This is a genomic window from Streptomyces smyrnaeus (assembly GCF_017676345.1).
Lineage (GTDB): Bacteria > Actinomycetota > Actinomycetes > Streptomycetales > Streptomycetaceae > Streptomyces > Streptomyces smyrnaeus.
This window is the reverse complement of record NZ_JAFFZM010000016.1, coordinates 23947-43359: the sequence shown is the minus strand read 5'-3', so window position 1 is coordinate 43359 and position 19413 is coordinate 23947. Positions and strand designations below refer to the sequence as shown.

Annotated in this window: 22 protein-coding genes; 18 read left to right on the top strand and 4 right to left on the bottom strand. The window is 71.4% G+C overall.

What is annotated here, in order from left to right:
- Positions 1-142: 142 nt before the first annotated feature.
- The 9 genes from map to truA all read left to right on the top strand — a co-directional run bounded on the left by map (position 143) and on the right by truA (position 6163).
- Positions 143-979: a type I methionyl aminopeptidase gene (gene map, locus JW613_RS24460; protein ID WP_209213107.1), complete on the top strand. Its 837-nt coding sequence runs from the start codon at positions 143-145 to the stop codon at positions 977-979.
- A 167-nt stretch (positions 980-1146) separates the two neighbouring features.
- Entirely contained in the window at positions 1147-1368 is a 222-nt protein-coding gene (gene infA, locus JW613_RS24455) for a translation initiation factor IF-1 (protein WP_003948620.1), read from the top strand.
- A 64-nt stretch (positions 1369-1432) separates the two neighbouring features.
- The gene (gene rpmJ / locus JW613_RS24450) at positions 1433-1546 is read left to right on the top strand and encodes a 50S ribosomal protein L36 (RefSeq protein WP_009740505.1); all 114 of its coding nucleotides are present in this window, start codon (positions 1433-1435) and stop codon (positions 1544-1546) included.
- A 207-nt stretch (positions 1547-1753) separates the two neighbouring features.
- Positions 1754-2134: a 30S ribosomal protein S13 gene (rpsM, locus tag JW613_RS24445; RefSeq protein ID WP_099883489.1), complete on the top strand. Its 381-nt coding sequence runs from the start codon at positions 1754-1756 to the stop codon at positions 2132-2134.
- A gap of 67 nt (positions 2135-2201) precedes the next feature.
- Positions 2202-2606 carry a 30S ribosomal protein S11 gene (gene rpsK, locus JW613_RS24440; RefSeq protein ID WP_016473404.1) on the top strand — a complete coding sequence of 135 codons (405 nt, stop codon included), beginning with the start codon at positions 2202-2204 and terminating at the stop codon, positions 2604-2606.
- A 25-nt stretch (positions 2607-2631) separates the two neighbouring features.
- Positions 2632-3258: a 30S ribosomal protein S4 gene (rpsD, locus tag JW613_RS24435; RefSeq protein ID WP_209213106.1), complete on the top strand. Its 627-nt coding sequence runs from the start codon at positions 2632-2634 to the stop codon at positions 3256-3258.
- A gap of 189 nt (positions 3259-3447) precedes the next feature.
- Positions 3448-4470, top strand: a complete 1023-nt coding sequence (locus JW613_RS24430; protein ID WP_019354927.1) for a DNA-directed RNA polymerase subunit alpha — start codon at positions 3448-3450, stop codon at positions 4468-4470.
- Positions 4471-4687: 217 nt separating this feature from the next.
- Positions 4688-5185 carry a 50S ribosomal protein L17 gene (gene rplQ, locus JW613_RS24425; protein WP_099883491.1) on the top strand — a complete coding sequence of 166 codons (498 nt, stop codon included), beginning with the start codon at positions 4688-4690 and terminating at the stop codon, positions 5183-5185.
- Between the two features lie 96 nt (positions 5186-5281).
- The gene (gene truA / locus JW613_RS24420) at positions 5282-6163 is read left to right on the top strand and encodes a tRNA pseudouridine(38-40) synthase TruA (RefSeq protein WP_209213105.1); all 882 of its coding nucleotides are present in this window, start codon (positions 5282-5284) and stop codon (positions 6161-6163) included.
- A 15-nt stretch (positions 6164-6178) separates the two neighbouring features.
- Here the strand turns inward: truA and JW613_RS24415 are convergent, their stop codons facing one another.
- Positions 6179-7102: a hypothetical protein gene (locus JW613_RS24415; protein WP_209213104.1), complete on the bottom strand. Its 924-nt coding sequence runs from the start codon at positions 7100-7102 to the stop codon at positions 6179-6181.
- Between the two features lie 66 nt (positions 7103-7168).
- Between JW613_RS24415 and JW613_RS24410 the strand changes: the two genes are divergently transcribed.
- Complete coding sequence (locus JW613_RS24410) at positions 7169-8788, top strand: ABC-F family ATP-binding cassette domain-containing protein (RefSeq protein ID WP_209213103.1); 1620 nt, start codon at positions 7169-7171, stop codon at positions 8786-8788.
- Positions 8789-8837: 49 nt separating this feature from the next.
- Here the strand turns inward: JW613_RS24410 and JW613_RS24405 are convergent, their stop codons facing one another.
- Positions 8838-9602 (bottom strand): HAD-IA family hydrolase, encoded by a 765-nt coding sequence (locus JW613_RS24405; RefSeq protein ID WP_209213102.1) that lies wholly within the window; start codon positions 9600-9602, stop codon positions 8838-8840.
- A complete protein-coding gene (locus JW613_RS24400; RefSeq protein ID WP_209213101.1) occupies positions 9599-10633 on the bottom strand; it encodes a zinc-binding dehydrogenase in 1035 nt (344 codons plus the stop codon). The genes JW613_RS24405 and JW613_RS24400 overlap by 4 nt, the downstream gene beginning before the upstream one ends.
- Positions 10634-11096: 463 nt before the next feature.
- Between JW613_RS24400 and rplM the strand changes: the two genes are divergently transcribed.
- The 3 genes from rplM (at position 11097) to glmM (ending at position 13703) form a co-directional block, all read left to right on the top strand.
- Positions 11097-11540 (top strand): 50S ribosomal protein L13, encoded by a 444-nt coding sequence (gene rplM, locus JW613_RS24395; protein ID WP_099883494.1) that lies wholly within the window; start codon positions 11097-11099, stop codon positions 11538-11540.
- 42 nt (positions 11541-11582) lie between these two features.
- Positions 11583-12086 carry a 30S ribosomal protein S9 gene (rpsI, locus tag JW613_RS24390; RefSeq protein WP_099883495.1) on the top strand — a complete coding sequence of 168 codons (504 nt, stop codon included), beginning with the start codon at positions 11583-11585 and terminating at the stop codon, positions 12084-12086.
- A 240-nt stretch (positions 12087-12326) separates the two neighbouring features.
- Complete coding sequence (gene glmM / locus JW613_RS24385; protein WP_209213100.1) at positions 12327-13703, top strand: phosphoglucosamine mutase; 1377 nt, start codon at positions 12327-12329, stop codon at positions 13701-13703.
- Positions 13704-13720: 17 nt separating this feature from the next.
- Here glmM and coaA read toward each other — a convergent pair whose 3' ends face one another.
- The gene (coaA, locus tag JW613_RS24380) at positions 13721-14680 is read right to left on the bottom strand and encodes a type I pantothenate kinase (RefSeq protein ID WP_209213099.1); all 960 of its coding nucleotides are present in this window, start codon (positions 14678-14680) and stop codon (positions 13721-13723) included.
- Positions 14681-14839: 159 nt separating this feature from the next.
- Here coaA and JW613_RS24375 point away from each other — a divergent pair, with 159 nt between their 5' ends.
- From JW613_RS24375 to alr, 5 genes are all read left to right on the top strand, one after another.
- Positions 14840-15085 (top strand): hypothetical protein, encoded by a 246-nt coding sequence (locus tag JW613_RS24375; protein ID WP_099883498.1) that lies wholly within the window; start codon positions 14840-14842, stop codon positions 15083-15085.
- Between the two features lie 97 nt (positions 15086-15182).
- Complete coding sequence (locus tag JW613_RS24370; RefSeq protein WP_209213098.1) at positions 15183-15551, top strand: holo-ACP synthase; 369 nt, start codon at positions 15183-15185, stop codon at positions 15549-15551.
- Positions 15552-15661: 110 nt separating this feature from the next.
- Positions 15662-17149, top strand: coding sequence for an NAD(P)H-hydrate dehydratase (locus JW613_RS24365; RefSeq protein WP_209213097.1), 1488 nt, complete (start codon positions 15662-15664; stop codon positions 17147-17149).
- 432 nt (positions 17150-17581) lie between these two features.
- A complete protein-coding gene (locus JW613_RS24360) occupies positions 17582-18139 on the top strand; it encodes a DinB family protein (RefSeq protein ID WP_209213096.1) in 558 nt (185 codons plus the stop codon).
- 38 nt (positions 18140-18177) lie between these two features.
- The gene (gene alr / locus JW613_RS24355) at positions 18178-19362 is read left to right on the top strand and encodes an alanine racemase (RefSeq protein ID WP_209213095.1); all 1185 of its coding nucleotides are present in this window, start codon (positions 18178-18180) and stop codon (positions 19360-19362) included.
- The last annotated feature ends 51 nt before the right edge of the window (positions 19363-19413 follow it).

The window sequence follows — 19413 nt, the reverse complement described above, 5'->3', positions numbered from 1 at the left end:
GCGAACGGCAGCCGGGGCACCCCCTGAGCAGAGGCGGCCCGGGGAGGGCTGGGCCTCATGGCCCGGCCGCCCCCAAGGGCTGGCAAACTGGTGGGGGTAATCATTCAGCGGCGAGGCCCCAGCGGCCGGCGAGAGGGCAAGCATGGTCGAGATCAAGACCCCGGAGCAGATCGCGAAGATGCGCGAGGCGGGGCTTGTCGTCGCCGCCATGCACGAGGCGTGCGCCAAGGTCGCCGTGCCGGGCGCGACGACCAAGGACCTGGACGAGGTCGCGGCGAAGGTGCTGGCCGACCACGGGGCGAAGCCGAACTTTCTGGGGTACGGCGGCTTCCCCGGCAACATCTGCACGTCGGTCAACGACGTCGTGGTGCACGGCATCCCCAGCAAGGACACCGTCCTCAAGGCCGGTGACCTGCTCTCCATCGACGCCGGCGCCATCATCGACGGCTGGCACGGGGACGCGGCGCTGACCGTCTTCGTGGGCGAGGGCCACTCGGCGGAGCTGCGGGAGCTCAGCCGGGTGACCCAGGAGTCCATGTGGGCCGGGATCGCCGCCATGCGCAAGGGCAACCGGCTGGTCGACATCTCCAAGGCCATCGAGAGCTACATCCGGCGGCAGCCGCGCCCGGCGGGCGGCAAGTACGGGATCATCGAGGACTACGGCGGCCACGGCATCGGCTCCCAGATGCACATGGACCCCCACCTGCTGAACTACGTCGAGCGCCGGCGGGGCAAGGGCCCGAAGCTGGTGCCGGGGATGTGCCTGGCCATCGAGCCGATGGTGAGCCTGGGGACGCCTCGTACGCACGTTCTGTCGGACGAGTGGACGGTCAAGACGAACGACGGCACCTGGTCCTCCCACTGGGAGCACTCCGTCGCACTGACCGAGCAGGGGCCGCTGGTGCTGACCGCACGGGACGGCGGTCGCGCCAAGCTGGCCGAGCTCGGCATCGAGGCCGCCCCCGACCCGCTGGGCTGAATCGGTCCTTCGATCCGAGCCCTGCGGATTAACCCCGTCGCGCAACGGGGAGACTCCCCGATTCGTCTATTCGGGGAGCGGTGTCGTAGACTGGCTCGTCGGCCCAGGTGTACCCCTATGCCTCGGGCCTCCCAGGTAGCCGATCCCGGAAGGTGAAGCGCTCAAGCATGGCCAAAAAACAAGGGGCCATCGAGATCGAGGGCACCGTCGTCGAGTCTCTCCCGAACGCGATGTTCAAGGTTGAGCTCCAGAACGGGCACCAGGTCCTCGCGCACATCAGCGGCAAGATGCGGATGCACTACATCCGTATCCTTCCCGACGACCGGGTCGTGGTGGAGCTGTCTCCTTACGACCTGACGCGCGGACGGATCGTCTACCGCTACAAGTAGATCGACAGATCGTGCCGCTTCCCGCTCCCGTGGGGAGATGGCCAGACCCGGAGAACCTCACACCATGAAGGTCAAGCCGAGCGTCAAGAAGATCTGCGACAAGTGCAAGGTGATCCGCCGCCACGGTCGGGTCATGGTCATTTGCGAGAACCTGCGCCACAAGCAGCGCCAGGGCTGACTTAACGACCTGCCTTTCGCAGTTCCTTCGCGCGACGCGAGCAACAGTCACATAAGCAGGGCCCGACACCGGTGACGGTGTCGACACCCCCGGTCGGAGGCCGGGGACCCTCCCTCAAGCTCTTCGAACAGGGGACACCCCGGTCGGAAGGCATGGAGGGATCGGCACTGCTGCAGACCTCCGACGGAATCATCAGGAGCCACATCCATGGCACGCCTCGCTGGCGTCGACCTCCCGCGCGAGAAGCGCGTCGAGGTCGCCCTCACCTACGTCTTCGGCATCGGCCGCACCCTTGCCCAGCAGACCCTGCGCGAGACCGGGGTCAACCCGGACACCCGCGTCCGGGACCTGGGCGAGGAGGAGATGGTCAAGCTCCGCGAGTACGTGGACAACAACCTTCGGGTCGAGGGTGACCTCCGCCGTGAGATCCAGGCCGACATCCGCCGCAAGGTGGAGATCGGCTGCTACGAGGGTCTGCGCCACCGGCGCGGTCTCCCGGTCCACGGCCAGCGCACCAAGACCAACGCCCGCACCCGTAAGGGCCCGCGTCGCGCCATCGCCGGCAAGAAGAAGCCGGGCAAGAAGTAGTCCGCACCGGACACGCTGCAAGCGGTCCGCGTTGTAGGACCGACCACCTCACGGGAGTTATCTCTATATGCCTCCGAAGGGCCGTACGGCCGGCGCCAAGAAGGTGCGCCGCAAGGAGAAGAAGAACGTCGCCCACGGGCACGCTCACATCAAGAGCACGTTCAACAACACCATCGTTTCGATCACCGACCCCACCGGCAATGTGATCTCCTGGGCCTCCGCCGGCCACGTCGGCTTCAAGGGCTCGCGGAAGTCGACGCCGTTCGCCGCGCAGATGGCCGCCGAGAACGCGGCGCGCCGCGCGCAGGAGCACGGCATGCGGAAGGTGGACGTCTTCGTCAAGGGTCCCGGCTCCGGCCGTGAGACCGCGATCCGCTCCCTCCAGGCCACCGGCCTCGAGGTCGGGTCCATCCAGGACGTCACCCCCACCCCGCACAACGGCTGCCGCCCGCCGAAGCGTCGCCGGGTCTGAGAACTGAAGTAGGAGATCACCACACATGGCGCGTTACACCGGGGCCGACTGCAAGCGTTGCCGTCGGGAGAAGCAGAAGCTCTTCCTCAAGGGAGCTAAGTGCGAGAGCGCGAAGTGCCCGATCGAGATCCGTCCTTACCCCCCGGGTGAGCACGGGCGCGGGCGCACCAAGGACTCCGAGTACCTGCTGCAGAAGCGCGAGAAGCAGAAGGCCGCCCGTATCTACGGCGTGCTGGAGAAGCAGTTCCGCGGGTACTTCAACGAGGCCAACCGCCAGCAGGGCAAGACGGGTGAAAACCTGCTGCGCATTCTGGAGACCCGTCTGGACAACGTCGTGTACCGGGCCGGCTTCGCCAAGTCCCGTGACCACGCACGTCAGCTGGTCAAGCACGGCCACATCGCGCTGAACGGTCGCAAGACCGACATCCCCTCGGCGCGGGTGTCCGTCAACGACATCGTCGAGGTCCGCGAGGGCTCCCGTAACCTGACCCCCTTCCAGGTGGCAGCTGCGGAGGCCGGCGACAGGACGGTCCCGGCCTGGCTGGAGGCCATCCCGTCGAAGATGCGGATTCTCGTCCACTCGATGCCCGAGCGCCAGGTGATCGACACCCAGGTGCAGGAGCAGCTGATCGTCGAGCTGTACTCGAAGTAATCGGGGCAGCTGATCGTCGAGCTGTACTCGAAGTAACGAGGTAGCTGATCTTCGGGCTGTACTCGAAGTGATCGAGTGCGTGCTCAAGAGGGGTACGGGGCGGTCTCGGCTGTGTTTCGGCCGGGCCGCCCGTACCCTTGCAGTACCGGCATCAAATAGCGGTTGCCGAAAACTGGAGGAAAACATCTCATGCTGATCGCTCAGCGTCCTTCCCTGACCGAAGAGGTCGTCGACGAGTTCCGCTCCCGGTTCGTGATCGAACCGCTGGAGCCGGGGTTCGGCTACACCCTCGGTAACTCCCTGCGTCGTACGCTCCTCTCCTCGATCCCCGGCGCTGCTGTGACCAGCATCCGGATCGACGGTGTCCTGCACGAGTTCTCGACCGTGCCGGGCGTCAAGGAGGACGTCACCGACCTGATCCTCAACATCAAGTCCCTCGTCGTCTCCTCCGAGCACGACGAGCCGGTCGTGATGTACCTGCGCAAGCAGGGCCCGGGCCTGGTCACCGCCGCGGACATCGCGCCGCCGGCCGGTGTCGAGGTGCACAACCCGGACCTGGTCCTGGCCACCCTGAACGGCAAGGGCAAGCTGGAGATGGAGCTGACCGTCGAGCGCGGTCGCGGCTACGTCTCCGCCGTGCAGAACAAGCAGGTGGGCCAGGAGATCGGCCGGATTCCGGTCGACTCCATCTACTCGCCGGTCCTCAAGGTCACCTACAAGGTCGAGGCGACCCGTGTCGAGCAGCGCACCGACTTCGACAAGCTGATCGTCGACGTCGAGACCAAGCAGGCCATGCGCCCCCGTGACGCCATGGCCTCCGCGGGCAAGACGCTGGTCGAGCTGTTCGGCCTGGCGCGCGAGCTCAACGTCGACGCCGAGGGCATCGACATGGGCCCGTCGCCGACGGACGCCGCGCTCGCGGCCGACCTGGCGCTGCCGATCGAGGAGCTGGAGCTGACCGTCCGCTCCTACAACTGCCTCAAGCGCGAGGGCATCCACTCGGTGGGCGAGCTCGTGGCCCGCTCCGAGGCGGACCTGCTGGACATCCGCAACTTCGGTGCGAAGTCCATCGACGAGGTCAAGGCCAAGCTGGCCGGTATGGGCCTGGCCCTCAAGGACAGCCCGCCCGGATTCGACCCGACCGCCGCCGCGGACGCCTTCGGCGCCGACGACGACGCGGACGCGGGTTTTGTGGAGACCGAGCAGTACTGAGCGTCTGCCCCGTACTGCTGTCGGGGAGCTGCGGGTCGGCTGTGGCTGGTGGGGGCACCTCCCGGCCGAAGGCTGGGGGAGCAGTTCCCCGCGCCCCTTCGGGGCACCCCCCTGCGCCCCTGACGGGGCGCGGGTCCGTATCCCCGGTACCTGATACGGCCGGGACTGCCGCCGGTTCCTGACACGGCCGGTGCAGTGACAACGAAGGAGAGACACCATGCCGAAGCCCACCAAGGGTCCCCGTCTGGGCGGCAGCGCCGCGCACCAGAAGGCGATGCTGGGCAACCTGGCGACCGCGCTGTTCGAGCACGGCCGCATCACGACGACCGAGGCGAAGGCCCGCCGCCTGCGTCCGGTCGCCGAGCGCCTGATCACCAAGGCGAAGAAGGGCGACCTTCACAACCGCCGCCAGGTCATGCGCACGATCCTGGACAAGAGCGTCGTCCACACGCTCTTCACCGAGATCGGCCCCCGCTACGAGAACCGTCCCGGTGGCTACACCCGCATCACCAAGATCGGCCCGCGTCGTGGGGACAACGCCCCGATGGCGGTCATCGAGCTGGTGGAGCCGCTGACGGTGCAGCAGGAGGCGGTCGGCGAGGCCGAGGCCGCCACCAAGCGTTCCGCGAAGGACGCCGCCGGTGACGAGGCCGTCGCGGACCTGAAGAAGGAGTCGGCGGACGCCGAGGCCGAGGGCGAGTCCAAGGACGCCTGACACCCCGGACGGCTGACGTACGGGTGGGCCCGTTCCCCTGGTGGGGGCGGGCCCACTCGTCGTTCGCGGGCGGGAGCGGAATGAGAGGATCGGACGGTGAGTGACACCGTGAGTGACCTGGTGCGGATTCGGTTGGACCTGGCCTACGACGGGCGGCAGTTCTCCGGGTGGGCGCGGCAGCGCGGGCAGCGGACGGTCCAGGGGGAGATCGAGGAGGCGCTGCGCGTCGTCCTGCGGCAGGAGGTGACGCCGGAGCTGACCGTCGCCGGGCGTACCGACGCGGGGGTGCACGCGCGCGGGCAGGTGGCGCACGTCGATCTGCCGGCCGGGGTGTGGGCCGAGCACGGTGAGCATCTGCTGCGCCGCCTCGCGGGCCGGTTGCCGATGGACGTGCGGGTGTGGCGGCTGAGCGAGGCGCCCCCGCACTTCGACGCGCGCTTCTCGGCGGTCTGGCGCCGCTACGCGTACCGCGTGACCGACCACCCGGGCGGCGTCGATCCGCTGCTGCGCGGCCATGTGCTGTGGCACAACTGGCCGCTGGACCTCGACGCCATGAACGAGGCGGCCCGGGGGCTGCTGGGGGAGCACGACTTCGCCGCGTACTGCAAGAAGCGCGAGGGCGCCACGACCATCCGTACGCTGCAGCGGCTGGAGTGGGTGCGCCGCCCGGACGGCGTACTGGAGGCGACGGTGCAGGCGGACGCGTTCTGCCACAACATGGTCCGCTCCCTGGTGGGAGCCATGCTCTTCGTCGGCGACGGCCACCGGCCCGCCGAGTGGCCCGCCAAGGTGCTCGCGGTGGGCGTACGGGACTCGGCCGTGCACGTCGTACGCCCGCACGGTCTCACCCTGGAGGAGGTCGCCTACCCCGCGGACTCCGAACTGGAGGCCCGCAATCTGGCCTCCCGCAACAAGCGGACGCTGCCGGGCGTGGCGACCCTGCCGTCGGGCGGCGGCGCGGGCGCCGGCTGCTGCTGAGCGAGCGGTCCCCGGTCAGCCGTCCTGACGGGCCTTCGGGGAACCGCCCTCCGGGGACTTCGCGGCCGCCTCCGACTGGTCCTTGCCGCGCTGGAGGACCCGGGCATAGGCGTAGTTGGAGCCGTCGAGGGCGGCCTGCTGCGCCTTCTTGTCGCTCGCGTCGGAGGGTTGGCCGTTGGTGCGGCCGGCGATGGTGAAGTAGGCGTAGCGGCCGAGTGAGTTGGCCGTGGTGCGGCAGGTGACCGTGCGGCAGAAGTCGGGGACGCCGCCGCCGGGGAGCGCGACCAGGTTGGGCTGGTACTCCTTCTTGACCTTCTCGGCGGTCTTGGCGTCCTTGAAGGCGGCGATGCCGACGGTAACGGCGAGGCCCTCGTTGGTGTAGGTGGCGCGGTAGAGGGCGGTGCAGTTGTTGCGGGTCAGCACCGGGCCCAGGCCCGCATGGGCGGCCTCGGCGCAGTTCTTGCTGGTGGCCGTCTTGGTGAGCTTGTAGGACCGGCCGTTGATGGTGACACGCTGGGTCGGATACAGCGTCTTGGCGCTGAGCGGCGCCTTGTCCCGCTTGACGTCGGAGATGAAGTCCCTGGGCGGCGGCGGGGGCGGCGGCTGGTCCTTGAAGGTCGGCTTCGGATCGGGGGAGGGCACGTCCTCCTCGGCGGGCAGGGACTCGGAGGGCTTGTCGGAGGCGCCCTGCGAGCCGTCCTCGTTGACGACGGCCACGGCGACGATGCCCGCGACGGCGGCGGTCGCCAGTGCTCCGCCGCCCGCCATCAGCCAACGGCGGCGCCGGGCGCGGCTGCGTTCGGCCTGTTCCGCGAGCGCCGCCCAGTCGGGTGCCGAGCCGCCGGGACTCCCGGAGTTCCAGTCCCCGGGGTCGCCACCGGAGTTCCAGTCGGGTCCGCCTTGGGAACCCCACCCGGGTCCCCCCTGCCCAAAGCTCATGGACGCATCTTATTGCGCGCGATATTCGCTTGGTTCGGGCGTGGTCAGAACGTGATGATTGCGGCCATGGGACATGTCGAGGTGGCGCATCTTGCCTACTACCTGCCGGACGGACGAGCGCTCTTCGACGACGCGTCGCTGCGGGTGGGCGAGGGCGCCTCGGTGGCGCTGGTGGGAGCCAACGGGGCGGGTAAGACGACGCTGTTGCGACTGATCGCGGGGGAGCTGAAACCGGACGGCGGGACGGTCACGGTCAGCGGCGGGCTGGGGGTGATGCCGCAGTTCGTGGGGAGCGTACGGGACGAGAGCACGGTGCGTGACCTGCTGGTCTCGGTGGCACACCCCCGCATCCGGGCTGCCGCGCAGGCCGTGGACGAGGCCGAGTACGCGGTGATGACCGTCGACGACGAGGCCGCGCAGCTGCGGTACGCGCAGGCGCTCGCCGACTGGGCCGAGGCGCGCGGGTACGAGGCGGAGACGCTGTGGGACATGTGCACGACCGCCGCGCTGGGCGTCCCCTACGAAAAGGCCCAGTGGCGGCAGGTGCGCACCCTGTCCGGGGGTGAGCAGAAGCGGCTCGTACTGGAGTCGCTGCTGCGCGGCAGTGACGAGGTGCTGCTGCTGGACGAACCCGACAACTATCTGGACGTCCCCGGCAAGCGGTGGCTGGAGGGGCGGCTGCGCGAGACGGCCAAGACGGTGCTGTTCATCTCCCACGACCGTGAACTGCTGGCCCGCGCGGCGGACCGCATCATCAGTGTGGAGCCGGGGGCCGCGGGCAGCGACGTATGGGTGCACGGGGGCGGCTTCGCGACGTACCACGAGGCGCGCAAGGAGCGGTTCGCGCGGTTCGAGGAGCTGCGGCGGCGCTGGGACGAGGAGCACGCGAAGCTCAAGCGGCTGGTCGTCATGTACAAGCAGAAGGCCGCGTTCAACTCCGACATGGCCTCCCGGCTGCAGGCGGCCCGCACCCGGCTGCAGAAGTTCGAGGAGGCCGGCCCGCCGCTGGAGCCGCCGCGCGAGCAGGACATCCGGATGCGGCTGCGCGGCGGCCGTACGGGGGTACGCGCCGTCACCTGCGAGGGGCTGGAGCTGACGGGGCTGATGCGCCCCTTCGACCTGGAGGTCTTCTACGGCGAGCGGGTCGCGGTGCTGGGCTCCAACGGCTCCGGCAAGTCCCACTTCCTGCGGCTGCTGGCGGGCGGCGAGGTCGCCCACACGGGGCACTGGAAGCTGGGGGCCCGTGTGGTGCCCGGCCATTTCGCGCAGACCCACTCCCACCCCGAGCTGGAGGGCCGCACCCTCCTGGACATCCTCTGGAAGGAGCACGCCCACGACCGCGGCGCCGCGATGTCGGCACTGCGGCGCTACGAGCTGACCCGGCAGGCCCAGCTCCCCTTCGGCCGCCTCTCCGGCGGCCAGCAGGCCCGCTTCCAGATCCTGCTGCTGGAGCTGGCGGGCGCGACCGCACTGCTGCTGGACGAGCCGACGGACAACCTGGACCTCGAGTCGGCCGAGGCCTTGCAGGAGGGGCTGGAGCGGTTCGAGGGGACGGTGATGGCGGTGACGCACGACCGCTGGTTCGCCCGTGCCTTCGATCGCTTCGTGGTGTTCGGCGCCGACGGGCGGGTCCGTGAGGTGGCAGAGCCGGTGTGGGACGAGGGCCGGGTGGCGCGGGCGCGGTGAGGGGGGCCTGGCGAGGGCTGTCTGCGGGGGCGGGGTCTCGCCTCGCCGGTCACCGCTCCGGGGCCGGGGCCGGGGCTTCTTCCACCGCTGCGGCGAGCTCGGCGAGCGTGCCGAAGTGGTGGTCGGGTGCGGTGACGGAGCGCGGCGGTGGAGTGGCGCCGGACCCGGCGCGGCCCCGGCGCCGCTCGATCCAGCACGTCGCATACCCGAGCTGCCGCGCCACTCCGATGTCGTGGTACTGGCTCTGCGCCACGTGCAGCACCTCGGAGCGCGCGATGTCGAGCGTCCCCAGCCGGCCCTGGCAGTAGGCGAACACCTGCGGATCCGGCTTGTTGACCCCGACGTCCTCGGCGGTGACCACATCGTCGAAGGGGCCCCCGAGCGTGCTGCTCATCGCCCGCGCGGCGGCGTTGTCCGCGTTGGTCACAGCGACCAGCCGGAACCGGCGGTGGAGTGCGGCCAGTGCCTCCCGGGCGTCGGGAAAGGCCGGCCACGCCGCGATGGACAGGCGCAGCGGGCTCGGCGCTCCCCGGCCGTCCAGGGCGGGCAGGCCGAGGTGGGCCGCCAGCCGCGCCGAGATCGGGTCCAGCATCTGTGTGAACGGCATCGCGGGCGTGCGCTGCTGCTGCTCGTCCTCCGCGGCGCCGAACGCCCGGAGAATCTCCTCGTCGCTCCGCTGCGAGCCGTCCGGCCCTGCCACCCGGCGGACACACTCCACGATGCCGGCCTCGAAGTCGATCAGTGTCCCGACGACATCGAAGGTCAGCGCCCGGAAGCCGAGCAGACCTTCATGCCCGCTCCCGCGCGGGCTCACGGCTCCACCACCAGTTTGCCGACGAAGTCCTTGGACACGAAGTGCTCCTGCGCGGTCGCGAGCTGGGCCAACGGGTAGCGGCCTGCCACCAGCGGACGGAACATCCCGCGCCCGACCAGGTCGACCACCGAGGCGAAGTCCTCGTGCGTGCCGAACGACGACCCGAGCAGGGTGAGCTGGCGCAGGTAGACCGTCCGCAGGTCGGTCTCGACCAGCGGTCCGGCGATGGCGCCCGCGACGACGTAGCGGCCCAGCGGAGCGAGGACCCCCAGCAGGTCGCCGAAGGACGGGCCCGCCACCACGTCGGCGACGACATCGACCTCCCCGACCCCGACGGCGGCCAGCGCGCTGGGGAGTTCGGCGTCCCGGGCGACGACCTCGTCCGCACCGAGCTCCCGGAGTGCCGCGTGCTTGGCGGCCCCGGCGACCGCCACCACCCTGGCCCCGCGGGCCTTGGCGATCTGCACGAGCGAGGTCCCCACCCCGCCGGAGGCGCCGGTCACCAGCACCGTCTCACCGGCCCGCAGTCCCGCGCGCCCGAGCATGCGCATGGCCGTGGTGGCGGCAGTCGGCAGTGTCGCCAGCTCCGCGAACGACAGGGCGTCACCGACGGAGTGCACGTTGTGCGCCGGCACGGTCACCAGCTCGGCGAAGCCTCCGTCCCGCTCGCTGCCGAGATAGTCGGTGGTGACCAGGGCCATCTCTCCGCCGTCGTAGATCATCGGATCGACCAGCACCCGCTCGCCCACCCGTGCCTCGGGCACTCCGGGGCCCACCTGGTCGATCTCCCCGGCCACGTCGGCGCCCTGGATGCGCGGGAAGCTGAACGACGACCGACGCCATCCGGTCTGCGCGTCCGGGTCGTCCGAGGATCCGTAGGCGCCCTCGCGGGTCCAGATGTCCGTGTTGTTCAGCGACGCCGCCCGCACCCGCACCCGTACTTCCCCGGGCCCCGGCACCGGATCCGGGACGTCCGCCCGGAACTCCAACGCCTCCGGTCCGCCGTAGCGCGTCAGCAGTACAGCCTTCATCGCCGCTCCTCAGGTAGACCGATCGGTCTACCCAGGAGACCAGTCGACCGCCCGGGAGTCAACCCACCGGTCCGTATAGTCGCCTCACGCCCTCGGTCCACCGCCCGCAGGTGAAAGGTGGGCGGCGGGTGAAGCCAGGCAGCGGGTGAAAGGCAGGCGTGTTCAGCCGGTCCGGCGAACGGGGGCAGGGCCGTCCCGGCTTCCGCTCCCGCCGCTGGTCCGCCCCGGGAGCAGGGGTGGAGGGGTCGTCTCCCGTTTTGACCGTGGGTGGTGCGCGCCGGTATCGTGCTGGTTCGTTGTGTGTATTGGCTTGCCTGTTCTCACGTGGGGGGCTATACACCGGCCTACCGGTCGATGACCAGCGATCGCATGCGGATGCGTCACCGCATGCGATCTTGCCTGTCGTGATCTGCCTGGTTGGCCCTGTCAGGACCCAATCACTGAAGAAGCGAAGGCTACGACCGTGCGTACGTACAGCCCCAAGCCTGGCGACATTCAGCGCCAGTGGCACGTCATCGACGCCCAGGACGTCGTCCTCGGCCGTCTGGCCTCCCAGGCCGCCACCCTTCTGCGGGGTAAGCACAAGCCCGTGTACGCGCCTCACGTCGACACCGGTGACTTCGTCATCATCATCAACGCCGACAAGGTGCACCTCTCGGGCAACAAGCGGACCCAGAAGATGGCGTACCGCCACTCCGGTTACCCGGGTGGTCTGCGTTCCGTCCGCTACGACGAGCTGCTGGACAAGAACCCGGAGAAGGCCGTCGAGAAGGCCGTCAAGGGCATGCTCCCGAAGAACTCCCTGGGCCGTCAGATGCTCTCGAAGCTGAAGGTCTACGCGGGCGACCAGCACCCTCACGGTGCGCAGCAGCCCGTGCCGTTCGAGATCAGCCAGGTCGCGCAGTAAGTCCGGCCACCCCCTACGACTGAAGAGAAGCTGAGGAGAATCGTGGCCGAGACCACCGCTGAGACCCCCGTCGAGGGCGTCGAGGAGTACACGACCGAGACCCCCGAGGCCCCGGAGGAGTACACCTCCGAGTCCCTCGCCTCCCGTTTCGGCGACCCGCAGCCGGCCGCCGGCACCGGTCGCCGCAAGAACGCCATCGCCCGCGTCCGGATCATCCCGGGCTCCGGTCAGTGGAAGATCAACGGTCGCACCCTTGAGGGCTACTTCCCGAACAAGGTGCACCAGCAGGAAGTCAACGAGCCGTTCAAGGTCCTGGAGCTGGACGACCGCTACGACGTGGTCGCCCGTATCTCCGGTGGCGGCATCTCGGGCCAGGCGGGCGCCCTGCGCCTCGGTGTGGCCCGTGCGCTGAACGAGGCGGACGTGGACAACAACCGCGGCCCGCTCAAGAAGGCCGGTTTCCTCACGCGTGACGCCCGTGCGGTCGAGCGCAAGAAGGCCGGTCTCAAGAAGGCCCGCAAGGGCACGCAGTACAGCAAGCGCTGACCCGGCGCTCGCTGGAGCGGAAAGACTGCAGTCCGGATGCCCCGTCGGCACCTCACCTCGGTGCCGGCGGGGCATCGGTCGTTCGGGCCCACCGTGCGGTGTGCGGCCCGACACCCGGTCTTGTGACGGTGGCGCACGCGCCGTCACGCTGACATCGGGGCGTATACCTGGTGTGCCGGGCCCACCCGGGCCCGCCCGGTGAATCCCCGGAGAACGCCCCCAGAACTCGGAGGAACGACTGTGGCACGACTCTTCGGTACCGACGGCGTACGTGGCGTCGCCAATGAGGGGCTGACGGCCGAGCTGGCGCTCGGGCTGTCCGTCGCGGCGGCACATGTGCTCACCGAAGCGCGGACGGGCGCCGAGGCGGCCCGGGAAGGCTCCCGGCCGGTCGCGGTCGTCGGGCGGGACCCGCGGGCCTCCGGCGAGTTCCTGGAGGCCGCCGTCGTGGCCGGGCTGGCCAGCGCCGGGGTCGATGTGCTGCGGGTGGGCGTGCTCCCGACACCCGCCGTCGCCTATCTGACCGGCTCGCTCGGTGCCGACCTGGGCGTGATGCTGTCGGCCAGCCACAACCCCATGCCGGACAACGGCATCAAGTTCTTCGCCCGCGGCGGCCACAAGCTCGCCGACGAGCTGGAGGACCGTATCGAGGCCCTCCACCGCGAGCACGCCGCCGGTGAGCCGTGGGCGCGGCCCACCGGGGCCGGGGTCGGCCGGGTCAAGGACTACGACGAGGGCTTCGACAACTACGTCGCCCACCTGGTCGGCGTGCTGCCCAACCGGCTCGACGGGCTGAAGGTCGTCATCGACGGGGCGCACGGCGCCGCGGCCCGCGTCTCGCCCGAGGCGTTCGCACGCGCCGGTGCCGACGTGATCACCATCGGGACCGACCCCGACGGCCTCAACATCAACGACGACTGCGGCTCCACCCACCTCGCCGGGCTGCGGGACGCCGTCGTACGGCACGGCGCGGACTTCGGCGTCGCGCACGACGGCGACGCCGACCGGTGCCTGGCCGTCGACGCGGCCGGGCACGAGGTCGACGGCGACCAGATCCTCGCCGTCCTCGCGTTCGCGATGAAGGAGGCCGGGCAGCTGCGCAAGGACACCGTCGTCGCGACGGTGATGTCCAACCTCGGCTTCAAGCTGGCCCTGGAGGGCGCGGGGCTCGAACTGGTGCAGACGGCGGTCGGGGACCGCTATGTGCTGGAGGAGATGAAGCGCGGCGGGTTCTCGCTCGGCGGGGAGCAGTCCGGGCATGTGATCGTGCTCGACCACGCCACGACGGGCGACGGGACCTTGACCGGGCTGATGCTGGCCGCACGGGTCGCCGCCACCGGCAAGCCGCTGGCGGAGCTGGCCGGGGTGATGGAGCGGCTGCCGCAGGTGCTGGTGAACGTGCCGGACGTGGACAAGGCTCGGGTGGGAACCGCCCCCGAGCTGGTTTCGGCCGTCGCCGAGGCGGAGCGGGAGCTGGGGGAGACCGGGCGCGTGCTGCTGCGGCCCTCCGGGACCGAGCCGCTGGTGCGGGTGATGGTGGAGGCCGCGGACATCGAGCACGCGCGGGCCGTCGCGGGGCGGCTGGCCGATGTGGTCAAGCGCGCGCTGGGCGGCTGACGCCCGCGCGCTCGGGCCTACAGCTTTCTGAGTGACAGCCGCTGCACCTTGTGGTCGGGGCCCTTGTGGAGTTGCAGGGTGGCCCGGCCACGGGTGGGGGCTATGTTCTGCCGCAGGTTGGGCTCGTTGATGGTCTGCCAGGTGGTGCGCGCGTAGGCGAGGGCCTCCTCCTCGGAGACGTCCGTGAACCGGTGGAAGTACGAGCGCGGGTCCTGGAACGCGGTCTCCCGCAGTTTCCGGAACCGCTCCAGGTACCAGCGCTCGATGTCGGCGGTACGGGCATCGACGTACACCGAGAAGTCGAAGTAGTCGGAGACGGCCAGCCGGGTGCGGCCGTCCTTGCCGGGCAGCGCGGGCTGCAGGACGTTCAGGCCCTCCACGATGAGGATGTCCGGCTGGTGCACGGTCAGCCGCTCGCCCGGGACGATGTCGTAGATCAGATGCGAGTAGACCGGTGCGGTCACCTCCGGCTTGCCCGCCTTCACGTCGGCGACGAAGCGGGTGAGCGCCCGCCGGTCGTACGACTCGGGGAAGCCCTTGCGGGACATCAGGCCCCGCCGCTCCAGCTCGGCCTTGGGCAGCAGGAAGCCGTCCGTCGTCACGCGCTCGACGCGGGGGTGCTCCGGCCACCGGGCGAGAAGCGCCTCCAGCAGCCGGGAGACGGTGGACTTGCCGACGGCGACGCTGCCCGCGACACCGATCACGAACGGGGTGCCGCGCTGCGGGGTGGGCCTGCCGGGGCGGTGCGGATCGTCGAGGAAGGTGTTGAGCGCCCTGCGCAGTCCGTGCGTGGCGCCCACATAGAGGTTCAGCAGCCGGGACAGCGGCAGATAGATGTCCCGCACTTCCTCCAGGTCGATGACGTCGCCGAGCCCACGCAGGGCCTCGACCTCGGCGGCCGTCAGGGGAAGGGGGGTGCGCTCGCGCAGGGCGCTCCACTCCGAGCGGCCGAGGTCGACGTAAGGCTTCGTGGACACGGGGCCATTCTGCGCGGGCCCCACGCAGCGCTCATCTTGGGGGGAGGCTGACCGCCGGTAACGCGAGCGCCGGCCCGGGTGCGGTTTCCATGCCGTCGCGTCGGACAATCTGCGAACAGAAGGTGTACGAGATGTGCCGATGGGGGCTATGTTCCGTCCATGTCCTCCCCCTTGAGTCGCATACGCCGCCCTCGTACCCGGCGCACCTTCGGTACCGACCCGATGGCGGGCCACGCAGGCCACGTCTACAGCGATCTGACCGACGGGCTCCCGGACGAGGACCTGACCGAGGATCTGACGGACTCGCTGGAGCTGTACGTGATGGGCAGCAAGCCGCGCTGCGAGGAGTCGGAGTACCTGGAGCTGATGGAGGACGCCATAGAGCGGATGGCGCGGGGCGAGTGAGCACGCGGGGAACGCCCTGACGTTGCGCGTACCCTCACTCCGTCGGCGACGTGCCGGCGACCGGACGGCGGGTGAGGTGTGCGGAAGTGGGACAGCGGTGATCATCGGGGTGGGAATCGACGTCGCGGAGATCGACCGCTTCGCCACCTCCCTGGCACGCACGCCCAGCATGGCGGAGCGGCTCTTCGTCGACCGCGAACTGTGGCTGCCCAGCGGCGAGCGGCGCGGGGTGGCCTCACTGGCGGCCCGGTTCGCCGCGAAAGAGGCACTGGCCAAGGCGCTGGGCGCGCCGGGCGGGCTGCGGTGGACCGACGCGGAGGTGTGCACGGCCGACTCGGGGCAGCCCTATCTGCGGGTGCGCGGCACGGTGGCGGAGCGCGCCGCCGAACTGGGGGTACGCGGCTGGCACGTCTCCCTCTCGCACGACGCGGGGGTCGCCTCGGCCGTCGTCGTCGCGGAGGGCTGAGTCGGCTGAGTCGAGGGCGCCCCTGTCTCGCCGTCGCGGGCTGCGGGTGGTCGGTGGCTGTGAGCGCAGCTCCCCGCGCCCCTGACGGGGCGGGGCGCCACACTGGGGGCATGAGGACTGGTTACGGCGTGGAGACCGTGCGTGCCGCCGAGCGGGCGCTGATGGCACGGCTGCCCGAGGGCGCGTTGATGCGGCGCGCCGCTGCCGGGCTGGCCGCGGCCTGCGGCCGGCTGCTGGGGCGGACGTACGGGACGCGGGTGGTGCTGCTCGTCGGCAGCGGTGACAACGGCGGGGACGCGCTGTACGCGGGCGCGCGACTGGCCCGGCGCGGGGCCGGGGTGACGGCGGTGCTGCTGGCGCCCGAACGGGCCCATGAGGGCGGGCTGGCCGCGCTGCGGGCCGCCGGGGGCAGGGTGCGGGTGGCGCCGGGCGCCGTGGTGGAGGGCGTCGCCGAGCCCGTCGGTGACGTCATCGCGCGGGCCGACCTGGTGGTGGACGGCATCGTCGGCATCGGCGGCAAGGGCGGACTGCGGCCCGCGGCCGTGGAGTTGGCCGACCTGGTGCGGGACGCCGGGGTGCCGGTCGTCGCCGTCGACCTGCCCAGCGGGGTGGACGCCGACACCGGCGAGGTGCCCGGCCCGGCGCTGGCCGCCGACGCGACCATCACCTTCGGCGCGTACAAGCCGGGGCTGCTGATCGACCCGGCCCGGGAGTACGCGGGCGCCGTCCGGCTGATCGACATCGGTCTGGCACCTCACCTGCCCGAAACCTGCGACGTGGAGGCTCTCCAGCACGCCGACGCGGCCCGCCTGCTGCCGAGGCCCGTGGCGGAGAGCGACAAGTACCGGCGCGGCGTCGTCGGTGTCGTGGCCGGCTCCGGGCGCTATCCCGGGGCCGCCGTACTGGCCGTCTCCGGCGCGCTGCGCAGCGGCGCGGGGGCCGTGCGGTACGTGGGGCCCGGCACGGAAGCGGTCGTCTCCCGCTACCCGGAGACGCTCGTGAGCGAGGGGCCGCCCGGGCATGCCGGGCGGGTGCAGGCCTGGGCCGTCGGCCCGGGACTGGGCGACGAACCGGCGGCGCAGCAGGCGATCGACGAGGTGCTGGCCTCCGAGGTGCCGGTGCTCGTCGACGCGGACGGGCTGCGGCTGATGGACATGGACGCAGTTCGCGCCCGTACGGCTCCCACCCTGCTGACGCCGCACGCCGGGGAGGCCGCGGCGCTGCTCGGGGTGGCCCGCGAGGAGGTCGAGGCCGAACGTCTGGCGGCGGTACGGGGGCTGGCGGAGCGGACGGGGGCCACCGTGCTGCTCAAGGGCTCCACGACGCTGGTCGCCGAGCCGTCCCGGCCCGGTGCCGCTCCTTCCCCGGTACGGGTGAACGCCACCGGGACCGGCTGGCTGGCCACGGCGGGCAGCGGCGATGTACTGACCGGGCTGGCGGGCGGTCTGCTGGCGGCCGGTCTGTCCGCCCGCGACGCCGCTTCGGCCGCCGCCTATCTGCACGGCCTCGCCGGCCGGCTCGCGGCCGACCCGCCCTCCGCGACGGATGTCTCCGCGGCACTGGCCACGGCATGGCAGGACGTGATGCGCGGTGGGTAGGGCTTGCCCCGCGGAGCTTGCGTACCCGGCGTGGGGGCTGCCCCTTCAGGGGCGCGGGGAACTGCGCGACAAGCCACAACCAACCCGCAGCCGCCGGACACGGCGCAGGGGCAGGACATCAGGCGCCCCGGGGACGACATCCGCCTGGCCTCCACCAGGTCGCCGCGGGTGTCCAGGCGCACGGTCGTCGCCCCCATCTCCAGCGCGGAGCACTCGGCGGTGGCGACCAGCAGCCCGCCGAGGCCGCCCTTGCGGGCGTGCGGGGCGACCCGGACGCGGCGGATCCCGGGTCGCAACGGCGTCCGGGCTCTCGACGGGTTCGGGGCGAACGGTCCATGTCACGCCGGCCATTGTCCGCAGGCGGGCAACCGGTTTTCCGCGCGCACCGCGCACGGCGGACGCGCTGTCAGTGGCCGGTGCCACACTCCTGACATGAGCCAACCGAGCGCCGCCGGCAGCGTGCCCTCCGCTTTCGCCGAGGAGTGGGCCAACGACCCCAGAGAGCCCCTGCCCCTGGTGGGGGACGAGCGGGAGCTGCTGACCCGCTACCTCGACCACTACCGCGAGACGCTGCTGCTCAAGTGCACGGGTGTGCCGCCCGAGTCGCTGTCGGAGCGCACCGTCCCGCCCTCCGGGCTGACCCTGCACGGGCTGTTGCGGCACCTCGCGGGGGTGGAGCGCTGGTGGTTCCGCATCCAGCTCGCGGGCGAAGCGGTGCCGTTGCTGTACTACTCGGACGACGACCCCGACCAGGACTTCGACTCCCTGGACGGGGACCCGGCCGAGGCGCTGGCCGTCTGGCGCGCCGAGTGCGCGCGCTCCCGCGAGATCGCCGCCGCCATGGAGCTGGACGGCACCGGGACCCACGCCCGCACGGGCCGCCCCGTCTCGCTGCGCCGGGTGCTCATCCACCTGCTCGCGGAGTACGCGCAGCACTGCGGCCACGCCGACCTGCTGCGCGAGCGCATCGACGGGGCGACCGGCCACTGAGGGGCCGCCCGCGGGCCGGCACCTGCGACACTGAACCGGTGAACGACGAGTACCAGCACTCCGATGGCGACTTCCGGGCCGAAGATCTCGGCAGGGCACGTGCCGAGATCGACCTCGGCGCGCTGCGGGACAACGTACGGGCGCTGCGCGGGTACGCGCCGCGTGCCGAGCTCATGGCCGTCGTCAAGTCGGACGGGTACGGGCACGGCGCGGTGCCGTGCGCCCGGGCCGCGCGGCAGGCGGGAGCCGGCTGGCTGGGCACCGCCACTCCCCAGGAGGCCATCGCGCTGCGGGACGCCGGGGACCGGGGCCGCATCCTGTGCTGGCTGTGGACGCCGGGCGGCCCGTGGCGGGAGGCGATCGAGCGGGACATCGACGTCTCGGCGAGCGGCACCTGGGCGCTGGACGAGATCGTCGCCGCGGCCCACGCCACCGGGCGCACCGCGCGGGTGCAGCTGAAGGCCGACACCGGGCTCGGCCGCAACGGCTGCCAGCCCGCCGACTGGCCCCAGCTGGTGGCGGCCGCGCGGGCCGCCGAGGCGGAGGGCGCGGTGCGGGTCACCGGCATCTGGTCGCACTTCGCCTGCGCCGACGAGCCGGGCCATCCCGCCAACGCCGCCCAGCTCGACGCCTTCCGGGAGGCCGTCGCCGTCGCCGAGCGCGCCGGGCTCGACCCCGAGGTGCGGCACCACGCGAACTCACCGGCGACGCTGACCCTGCCCCGATCCCACTTCGACCTCGTCCGTACCGGTGTCTCCGTCTACGGCCTCTCCCCGTCCCCCGAGGTGGGCTCGGCCGACAGCCTCGGTCTGCGGCCGGTGATGACGCTCAGTGCCTCGCTCGCCCTGGTCAAGCGGGTCCCCGGCGACCACGGCGTCAGCTACGGGCACACCTACATCACTCCCGGTGAGACGACCCTCGGGCTGGTGCCGCTCGGTTACGGCGACGGGTTGCCCCGGCACGCCTCCGGTACCGGTCCGGTGCTGGTGGCGGGCAAGTGGCGGACGGTCGCCGGCCGGGTGGCCATGGACCAGTTCGTCGTCGATCTCGGCGGCGACCGCGCCGCGGCGGGCGACCGCGTCGTCCTCTTCGGTCCCGGCGACCACGGTGAGCCCACCGCGGAGGACTGGGCCCGCGCCGCGGGCACCATCTCCTACGAGATCGTCACCCGGATCAGCAGCCGCGTCCCCCGGGTATACGCCAATGAGCAGGCCGACGACTGAACCGAGCGCACGAGCACGGTGTTCGGTCGCGGGAGCCGGTGACGGACGGGA

Bases quoted from the DNA above. Each gene is read 5' to 3' on its own strand.
- map (WP_209213107.1), top strand. From the start codon at position 143: ATGGTCGAGATCAAGACCCCGGAGCAGATCGCGAAGATGCGCGAGGCG.
- infA (WP_003948620.1), top strand. From the start codon at position 1,147: ATGGCCAAAAAACAAGGGGCCATCGAGATCGAGGGCACCGTCGTCGAG.
- rpmJ (WP_009740505.1), top strand. From the start codon at position 1,433: ATGAAGGTCAAGCCGAGCGTCAAGAAGATCTGCGACAAGTGCAAGGTG.
- rpsM (WP_099883489.1), top strand. From the start codon at position 1,754: ATGGCACGCCTCGCTGGCGTCGACCTCCCGCGCGAGAAGCGCGTCGAG.
- rpsK (WP_016473404.1), top strand. From the start codon at position 2,202: ATGCCTCCGAAGGGCCGTACGGCCGGCGCCAAGAAGGTGCGCCGCAAG.
- rpsD (WP_209213106.1), top strand. From the start codon at position 2,632: ATGGCGCGTTACACCGGGGCCGACTGCAAGCGTTGCCGTCGGGAGAAG.
- JW613_RS24430 (WP_019354927.1), top strand. From the start codon at position 3,448: ATGCTGATCGCTCAGCGTCCTTCCCTGACCGAAGAGGTCGTCGACGAG.
- rplQ (WP_099883491.1), top strand. From the start codon at position 4,688: ATGCCGAAGCCCACCAAGGGTCCCCGTCTGGGCGGCAGCGCCGCGCAC.
- JW613_RS24415 (WP_209213104.1), bottom strand. From the start codon at position 7,102: ATGAGCTTTGGGCAGGGGGGACCCGGGTGGGGTTCCCAAGGCGGACCC.
- JW613_RS24410 (WP_209213103.1), top strand. From the start codon at position 7,169: ATGGGACATGTCGAGGTGGCGCATCTTGCCTACTACCTGCCGGACGGA.
- JW613_RS24400 (WP_209213101.1), bottom strand. From the start codon at position 10,633: ATGAAGGCTGTACTGCTGACGCGCTACGGCGGACCGGAGGCGTTGGAG.
- JW613_RS24375 (WP_099883498.1), top strand. From the start codon at position 14,840: ATGTCCTCCCCCTTGAGTCGCATACGCCGCCCTCGTACCCGGCGCACC.
- JW613_RS24365 (WP_209213097.1), top strand. From the start codon at position 15,662: ATGAGGACTGGTTACGGCGTGGAGACCGTGCGTGCCGCCGAGCGGGCG.
- JW613_RS24360 (WP_209213096.1), top strand. From the start codon at position 17,582: ATGAGCCAACCGAGCGCCGCCGGCAGCGTGCCCTCCGCTTTCGCCGAG.